The organism is Lachnoclostridium phytofermentans (assembly GCF_000733755.1).
Classification (GTDB): Bacteria; Bacillota; Clostridia; order Lachnospirales; family Lachnospiraceae; genus Lachnoclostridium; species Lachnoclostridium phytofermentans_A.
The window spans coordinates 460,460-475,264 of the sequence record NZ_JPOF01000006.1; the positions used below are offsets into that span (position 1 = coordinate 460,460).

The 14,805-nt window shown below is 34.9% G+C and carries 9 protein-coding genes and 1 riboswitch; of the genes, 2 read left to right on the top strand and 7 right to left on the bottom strand.

Annotated features, from left to right (window positions below; genetic code table 11):
• Positions 1-9 precede the first annotated feature (9 nt).
• Positions 10-97, bottom strand: a riboswitch (cyclic di-GMP riboswitch).
• 219 nt (positions 98-316) lie between these two features.
• Together CC92_RS0115405 and CC92_RS0115410 are read right to left on the bottom strand one after the other, a co-directional pair.
• Positions 317-5,992, bottom strand: a complete 5,676-nt coding sequence (locus tag CC92_RS0115405) for a SpaA isopeptide-forming pilin-related protein (protein ID WP_029505357.1) — start codon at positions 5,990-5,992, stop codon at positions 317-319.
• Positions 5,993-6,659: 667 nt separating this feature from the next.
• Entirely contained in the window at positions 6,660-7,595 is a 936-nt protein-coding gene (locus CC92_RS0115410; protein WP_029505356.1) for a helix-turn-helix domain-containing protein, read from the bottom strand.
• Positions 7,596-7,895: 300 nt separating this feature from the next.
• Between CC92_RS0115410 and CC92_RS0115415 the strand changes: the two genes are divergently transcribed.
• Positions 7,896-8,081, top strand: a complete 186-nt coding sequence (locus tag CC92_RS0115415; protein WP_029505355.1) for a ferredoxin — start codon at positions 7,896-7,898, stop codon at positions 8,079-8,081.
• A gap of 14 nt (positions 8,082-8,095) precedes the next feature.
• Positions 8,096-8,455 (top strand): cupin domain-containing protein, encoded by a 360-nt coding sequence (locus CC92_RS0115420; RefSeq protein WP_029505354.1) that lies wholly within the window; start codon positions 8,096-8,098, stop codon positions 8,453-8,455.
• A gap of 342 nt (positions 8,456-8,797) precedes the next feature.
• Here CC92_RS0115420 and CC92_RS0115425 read toward each other — a convergent pair whose 3' ends face one another.
• The 5 genes from CC92_RS0115425 to CC92_RS23405 all read right to left on the bottom strand — a co-directional run bounded on the left by CC92_RS0115425 (position 8,798) and on the right by CC92_RS23405 (position 14,610).
• Entirely contained in the window at positions 8,798-9,472 is a 675-nt protein-coding gene (locus CC92_RS0115425) for an HAD family hydrolase (RefSeq protein ID WP_029505353.1), read from the bottom strand.
• Positions 9,473-9,568: 96 nt separating this feature from the next.
• Positions 9,569-10,192, bottom strand: coding sequence for a YesL family protein (locus CC92_RS0115430; protein ID WP_029505352.1), 624 nt, complete (start codon positions 10,190-10,192; stop codon positions 9,569-9,571).
• 104 nt (positions 10,193-10,296) lie between these two features.
• Positions 10,297-12,081 (bottom strand): extracellular solute-binding protein, encoded by a 1,785-nt coding sequence (locus CC92_RS0115435; RefSeq protein WP_029505351.1) that lies wholly within the window; start codon positions 12,079-12,081, stop codon positions 10,297-10,299.
• Positions 12,082-12,193: 112 nt separating this feature from the next.
• Positions 12,194-13,165: a carbohydrate ABC transporter permease gene (locus tag CC92_RS0115440; protein ID WP_242841405.1), complete on the bottom strand. Its 972-nt coding sequence runs from the start codon at positions 13,163-13,165 to the stop codon at positions 12,194-12,196.
• 8 nt (positions 13,166-13,173) lie between these two features.
• A complete protein-coding gene (locus CC92_RS23405; protein ID WP_029505349.1) occupies positions 13,174-14,610 on the bottom strand; it encodes an ABC transporter permease subunit in 1,437 nt (478 codons plus the stop codon).
• Positions 14,611-14,805 lie beyond the last annotated feature (195 nt).

A 14,805-nucleotide genomic window follows, 5' to 3' on the forward strand; every position in this document is an offset into this window, starting at 1 on the left:
GACTCTCCTTTCGGTAACTGGCTGCCATCTTAGAATATCTAAGGAAGACCCTATAGCTTTGCGTCGCTAGTTTTCACTAGGTTTGCTATTATCGTTGGAAAGCTCCAACTTTAGTTAGCGTAGTTTACTAATTTCATTCTATAATGTTCATCAATATTAAAATATAGGTCTTTCTACCTGTTAATTAGCGATTTCTAAAAGTAAAACAAGAAAAAGCACACTTCACGTACTTTCCCTTGTTTTACTACTGATTACTTTGTTAGAATCGTAATTATAAGATTAAGTTGTCTCCTACAAATAGTCTTAACGTTCATCACTACTTAGTTTTTTTTCTTATAACAACCCCCACTATGATCATTAAAGAACCAAATAACAGCTCAATTGGAATACCAGTTTCACCAGTTTTCGGAATTTCCTTAATATCATTATCCTTCTCTTTATCTACATCTATATTACCCAAAGGTACCTCTTCGACGTCAACTTCAAAGAAGAAATCCTCTTCCTTTCCATCATCATCACTAACCTTTATGACAAACTCATCCTTACCAGTATATCCCTTATCAGGAGTATAAGTCCAGTTACCACCCTCATCCACAGTTACTGTACCATGCTTTGGTTTCTCAGAAACCTCAGGCTTTTCTTTATCGGTTACTGGCACCTTGCCTTCTTTTGGCTCTTCCTTCGGTGTGGTTACCTTCTCATCTGTTTCAGGCTTTGGTGTCGGTGTTGGACTTACTGGCTTTTCTGGCTTAGGAGTAGGTGTTGGTTTTACTGGTTTGGTTGGCTCCGGTGTCGGTGTTGGCGTTGCAGGTTTGGTTGGCTCCGGCGTTGGTGTAGGAGTTGGCGTTGATGTACCTGGATCAATAGGAAACGGTGGTTGTGGTGTTACACTGATCTTATTATTTTCAACTGTCAATTCGTATACAAGAGGAGAAGTTCTATCCAATACAAACTCAATCGGTTTATTGATTCCTTGATATCCTGTAGGGGATTTAACTTCTTTCAGGGTATAGGTCCCAAATACCAAGTTGTCAAAGGTAAGCTTTCCGGATTGGTCTGTATCTCCTTTTCCTACAAACTGTCCATTGGAGTCATAAAGCTCGAAACCGACATTTTCAAGGAAGATTCCATTGTCATTGGCATCTACCTTTGTAATTTCAACGGTTCTGTACTTATTATTAGTAATAGTCTCTGTTACAGTAGTTGCAGCACCTTGTTTAAGACTCACTATGGTGTTAGGATTTGCTGGCATCTGATAGTTTGTCGGCGGAGTGGTTTCAACAAATGTATAATCACCTAACAACAGACCATCTATCTCTACCTCACCATTTACATCAGTAGTTAAAGTTCCGATTTTAGACCCATCTTTATAAACATCAAACTTTGCTCCTTCCAAAGGAATCAGGCTCTCTTCATCGATTTTTACTATTTTTATCGATCGAAGCATTTGATTCGTGATTCCCGGAAGAATATAGTCGTAGTCTGTATTATGAGTAATGATAATCGGAGTTACCCTTAGGCTTAAATCTGGAAGAAAATAGCCTGCTGGAGCTTTTGTCTCAATAAGTTTGTAAACTCCAACTTCCAAATCTTCAATCGTAAATTCACCTAAAGCATCAGTTCTATAGGTTCCTCCAATTTGATTATTAAAAGCATCATAAAGTTTAAACTCTGCACCTTCTAGTCCAAGGGTAGGATCCTCAGCACTTACTTTTTTAACAAGAACAGATTTAAGTTTCTTATTCGTAATGTTATCTACAGTAACTGCGTAATCCTTCACACCATCAGAAGAAAGATCATGCGCTGCATCAACAGCAATAACAGTAGTTGGGTTATCTGGTAGTTGATATCCCAAGGAAGCTTTTGTTTCAACTAATCGGTAAGTTCCACTACTTAATCCTGTAATTTGTAGTTTCCCATCGAAACCTGTGGTATAGGTTCCACCGATTTGTACTTCCGGAATAACATCAGTTCGATATAATGTAAACTCTGTACCTACTAAGCCTTTGTTGCTATCCTCATAATCCACCTTGGTAATATGAAGTGCTAACTGCTTCTCGTTAGTAATGGTATAGTTTACTATGTTATCCTTTACAAGATCTTCGTAGTCCTTATCTTTATCGATTGTTATCTTGGTGATACGATTCCCAGGTAGTTGATAATTTGATGGAGCTGTGACTTCCTCTAGTTCATAGTCTCCGTCAACTAATCCACTAATCGTTACAACACCACTACCATCCGTAGTGTAATTTCCTCCCACCTGTGTTCTTACAAGGGGGACTGTAGATGTTATTTTAAATAATTTAAATACGGCACCTGAAAGCTTTGTTGCTGTATTATTCAAATCTACCTTAGTGATTCTTAATTCTTTTTCTAGCTTCTCATTCTTAACTTGTAGAGTTAAAGGCTGACCTCTCGTTATACTACCTTTATCAATTTTAATTGGTTGGGTAGTGTCACCGATAAGATATCCTGTTGGAGCATCGATCTCTCTTAGGTAGTAATCTTTATTAATTGGTACAGAATTGTAGAGTAAAACTCCATTGACAGTATCTTTTTCTGACTCACCAACAACAAATGGATTCCCATTCAGTAAGTAATATAATTCAAATTTTGCCGATGCATTGGTAATGAGATTCCCTGTAGCTAAATCAACCTTTTCTATTCTTAAACTTCCCCTAGGACTGCTACCAGTACCTGTCGCCGAGGAAGATTGTGATATACTAAACGTTTTTGTCTCATGAGCACCCGAGTCCGAAGAAGAAACTTCACTTCCATTGAATTCAGCTGTATTCGTAATACTTCCTGTAGCCTTAGTTACAACAGTTGAATATTCAATCTGATATTGTTTATGGATATCTTGATGAAAGGTTAGGATTAGTGTCCATTCACCAGTGGCAAGATCTCTAGCATGAACCAAGGAATAAGTCGTTGGACCTTCCACAAGGGCGGGTGTTATCTTTGTACCTGCGCCATTATTGCTTCGATTAATCTCATATACCTTAAGACTTCCAGTAAGATATTCATGGCCACCGCTAATCTTATCCACATACTTAGCATTCTTAACTTCAGAAAGGCTTTCATTAAGAACTACTTTCCAGAGAATTTCATCATCTTGATAAGCGTTCGTAATACTACCATCCACTGTGGTCTTGCTAAGGAACTTATTATAATAATTATTATTTACCTCTGCACTATAAGGAAGTCCTTCAATAGTAGCAGTATTGGTGTATTTTTGTTTGGATAATCCGACTATGTTGGTTTTATACTGAATTCGATGAGGCATATCTTTATTAGCTGTTCCAATCTTTACAGTAAATCCAAGTTCATCAGTATCTTTTGCAAACGTATAGTCTGTTCCTTTATTTAGAGTTTTAACATCGGTACGAGTTCCGTCAGGTTTTACCTCATATTGGATTACCTGTAGAGAGTCTTCATCAAGAACCTGACCTTCCGAGAATTTATCTGTAACTACAAGCTCACTTCCGTTTATTGTTCTTCCTTGATGGTTGGCAAGTATCTCCCATGTAATTTCTCTATCCTGAAGACTATATTGGGTACTTGTTTTGTCACCTTGGTTGTGGGTGACATAATTCACATCATACGAATGCGTAGACTCTACTGGGGATGTTCTATCCGTTTTACCCTCTGGTTTATATGTAAAGCTCGCTTTATTATTGTAAACAGCACTTCCGTTATTTACCGAAGAAGTATTTTTCTCAATGGTAGGATATAAATCTTTATTAAAACTCGTTTTATAATAAATATAATATTCCTGATTCTTAAGAGTAACTCCCGAATTTAATACTAATTTGAATCCTTTCTGATAACTTACATCCGCACCATCAAGATCACTAATCGTATAATCAATTCCAAGCTTTAATAGTGTTCCATCCTTCGCTATAAATTTTAAAGAGTTCTTTAAAAAATACTGCCCCTTGTTCGGGAAGGTATCAATAATCTCTAACTCTGTGATACCTTCCTTAATTGGTTCGATTTTAAGCTTCCAGCTCATAGTCTTAGTAGCATAATTCAAACCATCATATTTCTCTCCATCCACATCTTCAGTTACTGATAAACTACCTGCTTTCTGCTTCGTAAAATAATTCTTAATAGTTGGAGTAGTATCTTTACTTATAACCTCTAAATAGCTGCTTCCTGGTCCACTTCCAGTACCAATTCCGCCACCAGTAAGCCATGCCTCATTGTTAAATTTACTTCCAAATAATTCAGGATCATTAATCGCAGTGACATATTCAATAATAACCGGCTCACTGATAGTACCAAAGTTTATTGTTAGGTCTTCATTTACCGCTGCGCCAATGATATCTCCACTGTTAGGATTTACAATGAAATCAGATAAGTTTTTCTTAACCCCACCTATAGTAATATTAATACTATTACGCTCTAAGGTTAAACCAACTGGCAGATTATCATGTAATGTAGCATTCGTAATCGTATGTTTCCCTTGGTTTGCTACCAATCTCCATGAAATTGCCTTTGTTCCATAGTTAATGGTCTCTCCCGTTGACTCCTTTGTAAGAAGAGCACCTCTGGTTACTTCCACTGTATCATTCGCTTTTTCTGTTATCCCATCATCCGCTGTCAATGTTGCCTCATTAGTACAAGTAATCTTAGGCGTATAGTCAGAGGGATAATCAATGTCTGCATCGAATGTTATCCGATATGCCTTCTTATTAACATCACCCAACTGAACAGGGAATGTTAAATCATCACTGGCATCTTTTCCATTAAGCACTTTAATGCTATTCGTTACATCGCTGCCTTTACTCCAAGTTCCTCCAATCTTATTTAGCTCCCATACCTTTATGGTGCTATTTTTGATTGTTTGATTAGTCGCTGTAGCTTGAGGATCATCAAGCTGTGCATTCGTAAGCTTCATTTCAGCTTTATTTATATCAATTGTCCATTCAATTTTTTTCGAATTCGTTCCGTCATACTTAACTGCATTCCCTGATTTTTCGAGCAAAGATCCCCTAGTTAAAGAAGGGATTGTTTTAGAATCAGTTCCAAGTACCGTTGCTCCATTTTTTAATACTGCATTATTGGTATAACCTGATTTTCCATACTCTGTGATATTAGTTCGATAAGAGATTCGATATGCTTCTCTGATTTCTCCAATGTCCAATGTAAAATCAGTTGTAGTAATTGCAGAACCGGTTGCAGCTTTTACAGAAGCTGTCACATCCTCTCCGATGCCAGTTACTGTTCCATTATAAGAGACCTTTAGTTTCTTTACCATGATACTATCTGTTAGCAAGGATAGCCCATTCGGTATCTGATCAGATATTAAAGCATCTGGTATTACATCTAACTTTGTATTGATATCAACTGTCCAGTCAATATAAGAAGGATTCTCTAGTTCATGTGTCTCACTCTTGGTAATGTAGCTTCCCTGAGAGCTCGGACTTTTCACAGTAATTGGTATTCGTAATGCCTCATAACCAAAATCAATCAATTTAGATGCATCATCGGAGAACTTAGTTACATCTATGTTAAAATCAAGGATTAAATCACCTTTTCGATCCTCTTCATAATCTCCGCCTGTTTTTAACATATCATTAAAGGTAAGAGTGAGAAGATTATTACTATCAATCAAATAAGTTCCAATTTCTTCTTTATTACCCTCAATCATCATCATCATAGATCCAGCAGTTCCTCCCACTGGTATGAAAATATCAGGTATTTGAACTGTTTTCTGGACACCATCCGCTATAGGAGCACCGTTAGCAATCTCCCAAGCAAGAAAAAGAGAGATTCTGGTGTTCTCAGCAATCTCTATCGGCTGATCCCACGGAATCACAGCTCCATCTTTCTCCATAGCAACAGATGTTAACCAAAACTCTTCTGGTAAACTTGCCGCTTTAATTGAGCTGGTATTTCCTAGTATATTACTACTAATCATATTAACAACCAGCATGAAAACAAACAACAAGCTAAGCTTCCGCTTTGCATGTTTAAACTTAGTCATATATAACCTCCATTCAGTGTAAATCACGGTCAGTAAAAAAATAATAGGATACTTTAACTAAAAATAACCTTTCTCAATTTATGGTATTGCGATATTGCCTAAACAAATCAACCATATATCACAGAAAGGAGTGTTTCGATAATGATGACAACATTGATAAAAATCAAAATATATTATTTTCAGTTATTACAAAGTTTGTCTTTCGTTCTTTTTCTGCCTCTCTATTATTCTTTAAGACAAACTAAAATATGTATAAATATCCCATGAAACTGACGCCTTATACCACTTTCTTCTCTAAATCATTATTTGTCATTACTTGTAACATATATGATGTTTCATACATCATATAGCGAAATATGGAAGAAATAAATGGAACAATTGTTCCAAATGATGTAATTTAACTGTTTTATTTTTTCTTTCCTATGTTCTAACAATTTATGAATGGAGATTTATAACTAAATCACTCAGACTTCGCACATGAATAAGTGTCGATACATCTTGAATATTCAATAAAACTGTCATAAAGATATATGTTATTTTCTTTATGTAAATTTATGTGTTAGCTTACCCCTCAAATTGGGCAAGTGTGGCTACATTCAAGACGCATGTGAGTTGTTTTAATTTTCATGATGACAACCACCTCGTTTTAATTTTTTTATCAATTACTCTATTTCATTAAATGATACTTCTCCATAAATTCCTTTACTGTACATTGGTTCATATTGCTTTGGTGGAATAATTCTTTAAAAACATCCTTTTCATATAAATAATAAACATCCAATTGTTTCTCTTCAACCAATAAACAATTAATTCCCTTTTTATAATAAATACTTGCTTCTTCGACATTCTCAAGCTTATAGTAGGAAAAAGCTATATAAAAGTAAGCATAATAAATACTCAAATAAGAGCTAAATGAATGGAGATATTGCAGCAGCGCTTTCCCTTTTTTAATAACTAAATCAAAATCTCCGAAAATGTAAGTTAAGGTCATAGAACTAACTTTAACTAGCGTATTAATTTGCTTGTATTTATCTATCCCTTGTTTGTTTTGTAAAATATCCTCTGCATTAGAAATCGCTATTTGAGCATGTCCATAATTATTTGTTAGCTGATAGCAGATAGATAGTAACGTATTAAGATTTGCTGCATAATAACTATTTATGTATTTACTGTCCATTTTTTTCAAATTTATATTCATTTCATCAATAGCCACATTGTAATTTCTTCGATTAAATATATTACACGAAATTCGATTTAACTCAATCTCATATATCCATGGTATTAATTTAAAATCTTCAAACTGGCTAATCGTTTTTGTGATCTTTTCAATTTCATAAAAGTCACCTTTCCTTCGACACTCATTAAAGTGCAGAATCGCATCTCGCACAAGTATTGGATTATAACAACCTAAATACTTATAATATTCAAATAAATCGATCCCCAGACGTTCACCAATCATATTAATCATATCTGCAGATGGGGTTCTTTCTCCTTTTTCAATAAGATAAATATATTTCTCTGTACAAATATTATTCGCTAATTCTGTACGATTCATTCCTAACATATCACGATATTCTTTTATTATGCTTCCAATATGGTTCACTATAAATTTCCCTTCTTTTAACTGATGTTTCCATTAGTTGATCTTTTCATCAGATAGTATATTACTACTTTCTATGATATCCTTATATATTCAAAGAAACAATAGGACTTAGTACTATACTTTAAAATAGGAAGACTTCATTTGTTTATACTCTATATAATGAAAAGATTCATTCTTGATATACTTCTTCTTAGATATTTAGTTGAGTTTGCCGCTATTCGTTGTTTTTCCAACCGAAATTTTATTTTTAATTATTTATAATAAGAACAGAAAAGGGAACCATAGGAAGGAGAAATTATTATGATAACTTATGTGAAAGAAAATTGTATCGGTTGTGGCCTTTGCGCAAATAGTTGCCCTAGCATATTCCATATGACAGAGGAAGGTCTTGCGAAAGCAATTACTGAAGATGTTTCAAAAGATTTAGAAGCAGATGTATTAGAAGCAGCAGATAATTGTCCAGTCGGAGCAATTGAAACAAAGTAAGGGAGGAACATAGCATGAGTGTTTATATAAAGAATTTTCCACACGAAAAAATAAGTAAACTTACCGATGAGGTATCAATCCAGCCAGGTCAAATTGTTAGTAAGACTCTTGCTCAAAATTCTGCGATTAGTATAACATTATTTGGCTTTGACAAAGACGAAGAAATTAGTACCCATGACTCTTCTGGCGACGCTATGGTAACTGTCCTTGAGGGTATTGGTCAATTTACCGTCGATGGTACTGTATATTCTGTAAATGCTGGTGAGACTCTAATTATGCCTGCCAAAAAACCGCACTCTGTTTATGCAAAAGAAGCCTTTAAAATGCTTTTAACTGTAGTTTTTCCATCTCAGCAATCAAATGAAGCAGTATAATAATGCAGTATGTTGATACTCGTTTTGAATCAAGATATTGTTGATTAGATAATGGAGTAGAAAAAAATAAATTGACTTATTTATTCGGTACCTATATTTACTCCCTCTAAAAAAGAAGATTTCATAATATTGAAATCTTCTTTTTTATTCCCGTACAAAGTTAAGTAATTAGTTTATTTCTTGAGTTAGGTCTTGGATTAGTTCTTGATTTAGTTCTTGATTTAGTTCTTGATTTAGTTCATGATTTAGTTCTTGATTTAGTTCTCATCATCATACTATGAGAAAGCCTACTATATTCTTAAATAATGAAAGAAAATTTGAAGGTACGTAAATTCCATTGAGTTAAACTATCTCTAATAATCCCCTAAATCTATCTATGTAATAATCTGCTTCTTCCATTAACACTTTTCTTCTTTTGTTATCTTTTTTATCTAAATATTCAGTGAATACTGTTTTCATACCAACATGTTTTGCTCCGAATAGTTCCTCAAAACCTCCATCCCCAACAAATAGACTATCTTCCGGTTTTACTCCGATACTATTCATAGCAAACTCATAAATTCCACTATTTGGCTTTAACATACCAACATTACAAGAAAACACGGCAGAGTCAAAAAGCTCCGATAAGGGGGATTGATTCCAAAACTTACAGTCCATACAATCTGAATTACTGATAAGACATATCTTAATCCCCTTCTCCTTTAGAGATCTGATTGTCTCAATTATTTCTTCTTTTACAGTTAATAAAGCTCTTTTTATTCTATCGCTACGCCGATATACAATCTCTTCTATCTGCTCACTTGTTGCATCATATGGCATCATTTCTATAATCTTTTTTATTATGATAACCTCATCATTTACAATGCCTAATGCTCGCTCTTTATAGAGTTCGTCGTTTTCTGCATAGCTTTCCCATTCTACTTTTGTAAGTTTGAGAACATCATATTCATTATTTTCATTTAGATAGTTTGGTACAATTAATGTAAAAAACAAATCAAAAAATACTGCTTTCACCATAAATTATTCCTCTTTTCCTATTCATTTGTAATGTGTCTTCCATTTTCGTCATTTTACGTATTCCCGTTTTCATCATTTAGCATCTTCTCGTTTTCGTCATTTAGCATCTTTCGTTTCTAATTCAATTTCATCAAAAATTTTAATACAAATTCCACTTATCGTATAGATAATTACTGCCGGGCCAATTAATATAGCAAAGAATATGGTAACCGAATTAAAAATAGCTAATAATAATTCAACTGCAACGACAACAACTAGAAGCATTGTTTTCCCAAAATATCGTATGGTAATTTGCTGTGAATTTTTGATATACTGTTTCACCGTATTTTCGTACTTAGCTGCTTGTGGATAAACATAAATCATAGAACTAAAAAATGCAATACAAGCTAAAATTCCAATTATTAATAGTATTACTGGTCCATCTTCATAGGAACGATACACTTCAAAATCAAGATATATGATGTAACTACATATTATAGTAATTACCCATAAAACAGTCCCTTGCTTCCAGTTTTCCTTGAATGCCTTAAAGAATGATTTTGTGATATATCCTTCTTCTTCTTTTGCCATCTTTAATGCTACACTGTAGGCGGCAGTAATCGATGCCCCTGCTGTAATAATAGGAATACAGCAAACAATCAACCAAAAATTTAAGATTAATACATCTAAAAAACGTTGTAAGAATTTATACAATGGACTATCCACTTGAAATAATTGCATCGTATTCTCCCTTCAAAAAGTGGCTGCTACATATAAGTGCAACAGCCGCTTTATTCATGACAAGGAAAAGATCGTGAGCGTTCTTTTTCTTGTGTTATCTTTAATTAATTTTCTGCAGCATGGCGAAGAGTAGCTTCATTTGCACTCCATTCTACACACTGTTGGTAACCATAATTGTTAGCATCTGTTTTCATCTGAGCAACAATTTCATCAAATTCAGCATCTGTCTTCGCGTAAATAGCTTTCCAAGAACCATTCTTGATACATTCTTTTACTTGATTCCATGTAGTATCAAGTTCTTCGCTTCTTACACTATCAGAATAGGTATGAGCCTTTGCAACGGAATAATCAAATTGAGATAAGTATTCTTTAAAACTATCAGTCTGAGTAGCATCTCTCCAGCTCTGATCAACTTCGGATACAGGAAGATTTAAGTAACGTGGCCAATATAAATAGTTGTAAGTCTGACCATTTACACCACCTAAGATTTCTGTATTCTTATCCCATGTAGTATTATTAATTTGCTGACGACCATCAATCCAGTATCCTGTGTAAGGTTCTGGCATGTTAACTTGGTAGTTCATGATACACTGTAAACCAAACTCTGTTAAATCAACGGATCCATCCGGTAAGTACTCCCAACAAAGATCCTTTGGTCCGTATTCCGAAGTTAAATATCCTTCTGCTGTACATAACCAGTTAGTAATCGCCATACATAGCTCTGGATACTTTGTGTTAGCACCAATTGACCAGATACGGTTACCACCATTGGTATTAAGACCATAAACTAAGGTGTCCTGATCTTTTGCTGCAACTGGAAGCATCTTCTTTCCCGCTGCCATGTGTTCATCCGTGTTATACTGTGGAGCTGCCATCCAGCTAAAGATACAGAAGAATGCACCACCATCTTGATAATCTTCATTACATCCAGCATACCCTTGGGTCATGGAGTCCGGATCAAGTAAACCGTTTTGGAATAAGCTATTATAGAACTTTAAGGATCTTAAATAATAACCATTGTCTGCCAAACAGTCCTGGAAGGATCCATCATCCGCATTATAGAAACCAAAATGGAATTCGTCAACACCAAAGAAGTTTGTTGCAGTAGCCTTTACAAACATAACCATATTGCCATCCCAATCATTAAATAAGGATACACCGTAGGTTTCTTTTCCAGAATCTGAGGTTGGACATACTTCTTTCATTTTCTTTAATACATCAACATAGTCCTCTAAGGTATTGATTGCAGGACTACCAATCTGTTGATATAAATCCCAACGGATATCAGGATGATAATCGAAATCACCAAAGCTACCGCCATTTAATGCTACGTTATAGCCAATACCGTACACATTATCATTCGAGATTTTCCTGTTTTTTTCTAGTGCAGCACTCATATTCTTAAAAATAGTCGGACCATAATTTTTTACAAGATCTTCGTCTTCCCAATCAAACAACATTCCTTTTTCCACTGCTTGTTTGTATTGGTCACCATCATTACCGAATACAACAAGATCTCCTAAATCTCCGGATTCCATACGAGTGGAAAATACGCCATCTCCTTCGTTAATAATGTTGAGTTTTACATTGAATTTTTCAAGCATTACATCTGCAAACCATCCAATTTGGATGCCCTCATAGTTTGCAAGCTGTGAATACACATTCAATGTAAGAGTTTCTTGTGGTATAATGTCTGCCAAATCAGCTGCTTCTGCTAATTCTGGTGTAGGTGTAGCGGAAGCTTTCGGAGCATCCGTACTCTTTGGTGCTTCTGTTGCTGTTGGAGTGTCTGTAACACTTTCGTTTGATGTCGTTTTTGATCCACAACCAATCAAGGAAAAGGTCATGGCAGACGCAAGTGTTAACGCTAAAATCTTCTTCAGTTTCATCTTAATTCCTCCTTATTTATGTTATATCTACACCCCAAAACAATCCTAATGAATCACTTTTGAGATGCTAACATCATAAATTATCACATCGTAGTGACGTGAAATACAAATCTTATCCTTTTACAGCACCTAACATAATACCTTTTTCAAAGTACCTCTGCATAAAGGGATAAACCAAAAGAATAGGTATTATAGTCACCATAGAAATGGTATACTTGATTGTTTTTGCATTCAATATATTATTTAAAGCAGAACCTGAAACCGAGCTTCCACCAGAACTCATAACGCCCTTAAGGTTTGTAGCAGCATTTAAGTAGGAATATAATTTATGCTGTAAGGTGTGAAGCTGTGGAGCATTTGGCATTAAGATAAGAGAATCTGTGAAGGAATTCCAGTTACCAACTGCACCAAAGATGGCTATCGTTGCAAGGATAGGTTTGCTAAGAGGCCAAATAATTGTTCGAAATACTTTCATATAGCTTGCTCCGTCGATCTGTGCACTTTCCTCAAGTTCCGCTGGTATTGATTCTATGTATGTCTTAACCAAAATAATGTTATAAGGAGCTACAATCCCCGGAATGATATAAGCTAAGAAGTTATCTGTTAATCCTAGCATCGACATATTGATATACCAAGGAATCAGACCTGCATTAAAATACATCGTAACAACAATAAAACGATACCAAATTTTTCTTCCCCACATCTCTTTTTTAGTAACCAGATAGCCAACAAAACCAGACACTGCAACCATTAATACTGTACCGATTAATGTTCTTGATACCGTAACCGTTAAGGAAGTAATCAGATCATTCACATTCGCAAGTGCTAAATAGTTTTTAATATGAAAGCCCTGTGGAATAAAATTAATCGCACCTTTACGAACCAGATCATTATCGCTAACTGTATTAATAAAGATATAGTAAAAAGGAAAAATACACGCTAAAGTAAATATGAAAAAGAAACTGTGATTTATGATTTCAAAAATCAAATCCTTCCAGGTCATCTTAAATCTTCTTTTATGCTTCTTCTCATAATTCATCTCTAATTTTTTTTCTAACTTTTCTTTCTTTGTTTGTCGTCCCATGCTACCTCCTATATAATGCTGTTACCACGAATCATCTTTGATACTTTATTAGCGCCGAATAACAGAATAATACTAATTATGGATTTTGCCATACCAACAACAGTAGCGAGTGGAATCTTTCCATTATTAATACCTAATTTATATACATATAGATCTAGTACCATAACGGTATCGGTATTGTATGAATTCTCGAATACCAAATATTGATCCATACCATTGCTTAAGATACCTGCAACCGCCATAACAAGCAGTACCAAGAAAGTTGGTAATAAAGAAGGTACCGTAATGTGCCACATCCGCTGAAATCTGCCTGCACCATCTACAGTAGCTGCCTCGTAGAGTTGCTGATCTATACCAGAAATCGCGGCGACATATATAATTGCACTCCATCCAAGTCCCTTCCACATTCCCCAGGCTAACATCTTTAACCACATATGATTATTACTCATTAAGTAATTCACACCATTATCAATAACACCCATTTGGATTAGGATAGAACTTAGAAACCCGTCTGTGGAGAAGATTGCAAAAGCAACTGCGAACACTAATACCCAGCTGATAAAATTAGGAATAGTTGTTATAGTTTGAATAAATCTTCTGATCCGAAGATTTTTAATCTCGCATAAAAATATAGCAAAAGCCATAGCACACCAGCTAGTTGCAAGGCCTAACCCGCTCATTGCCAGAGTATTTTTCAAAACTCTTACGATATCTGCTCTGGTCGCTTTATTTTCAAATAAATATGTAAACCACTTAAAACCAACAAAATTATCCATGGATATGTTGTCACCCGCTTTGTAATCAAAGAAAGCGTAGCGCCAACCAAATAACGGTAGATATGAGAAAACAAAGCAAAGAATTAGAAATGGTAATATTAATAGAAATAACTTATACTTGGTTTCCATTTCATACTTTTCATTCTTATCTGGTTTGGGTAATAAAATGAATAAGAGTATTGAGGTCAACAAAATAAGAATAGCAAGTACAGCAAAAATAAGTAAAGAATTGCTTTCCATTGGCTGAACCTTATCTGGATTTGAAGTACCTTTGATATCAATCTGCGCCCACCGAATTCCATAAGCGCCTATCAAAGCCGTAATTGTACCAATAATGCTAAGTATGTTACCGTGCCTTTTCATTTTAAGGCAACCCGGTGATAAGCATCCTCCCGCTGCACAAATTATAAATCCAATACAAACTATCATGCTGGAAATAAATAAGATTTGGGTAGTCATTGTTCCAACCCACCCTTTACTAAAAGCCCGCCCAAAATTCTGAGTTAATCGTGAGTAAAAAAATCCGCTGGTGAAAATAGATAAGTTTTTACCAATCAATCCACTAATCCGTGATGGATTGATTGCAGGAATGAATAGAAGGATCACACCTATCAGAATACTAATCCTTTGAATAAAATACAGCTTACTTGTAACTTTTTCTACCTTCATTCTCTTCTTTCTCCTGTCCTATAACAGTTTTTTGTGTTGTAAACCCACTCAGTCACTGTTATTTGTATATTGAATAAACAAAATATCCACTTATAATTTTACACTATACATTATGGAAATAATAGGTTATAATTGGTAGAAAGGATGTCCTTTTTGGCACGAAATTATTTCGTTAATGTAGAATTAAAAAATGAA

Coding starts and splice junctions, on each gene's coding strand:
- CC92_RS0115415 (WP_029505355.1), top strand. CDS start 7,896: ATGATAACTTATGTGAAAGAAAATTGTATCGGTTGTGGCCTTTGCGCA.
- CC92_RS0115405 (WP_029505357.1), bottom strand. CDS start 5,992: ATGACTAAGTTTAAACATGCAAAGCGGAAGCTTAGCTTGTTGTTTGTT.
- CC92_RS0115435 (WP_029505351.1), bottom strand. CDS start 12,081: ATGAAACTGAAGAAGATTTTAGCGTTAACACTTGCGTCTGCCATGACC.
- CC92_RS0115440 (WP_242841405.1), bottom strand. CDS start 13,165: ATGGGACGACAAACAAAGAAAGAAAAGTTAGAAAAAAAATTAGAGATG.
- CC92_RS0115430 (WP_029505352.1), bottom strand. CDS start 10,192: ATGCAATTATTTCAAGTGGATAGTCCATTGTATAAATTCTTACAACGT.
- CC92_RS0115425 (WP_029505353.1), bottom strand. CDS start 9,472: ATGGTGAAAGCAGTATTTTTTGATTTGTTTTTTACATTAATTGTACCA.
- CC92_RS23405 (WP_029505349.1), bottom strand. CDS start 14,610: ATGAAGGTAGAAAAAGTTACAAGTAAGCTGTATTTTATTCAAAGGATT.
- CC92_RS0115420 (WP_029505354.1), top strand. CDS start 8,096: ATGAGTGTTTATATAAAGAATTTTCCACACGAAAAAATAAGTAAACTT.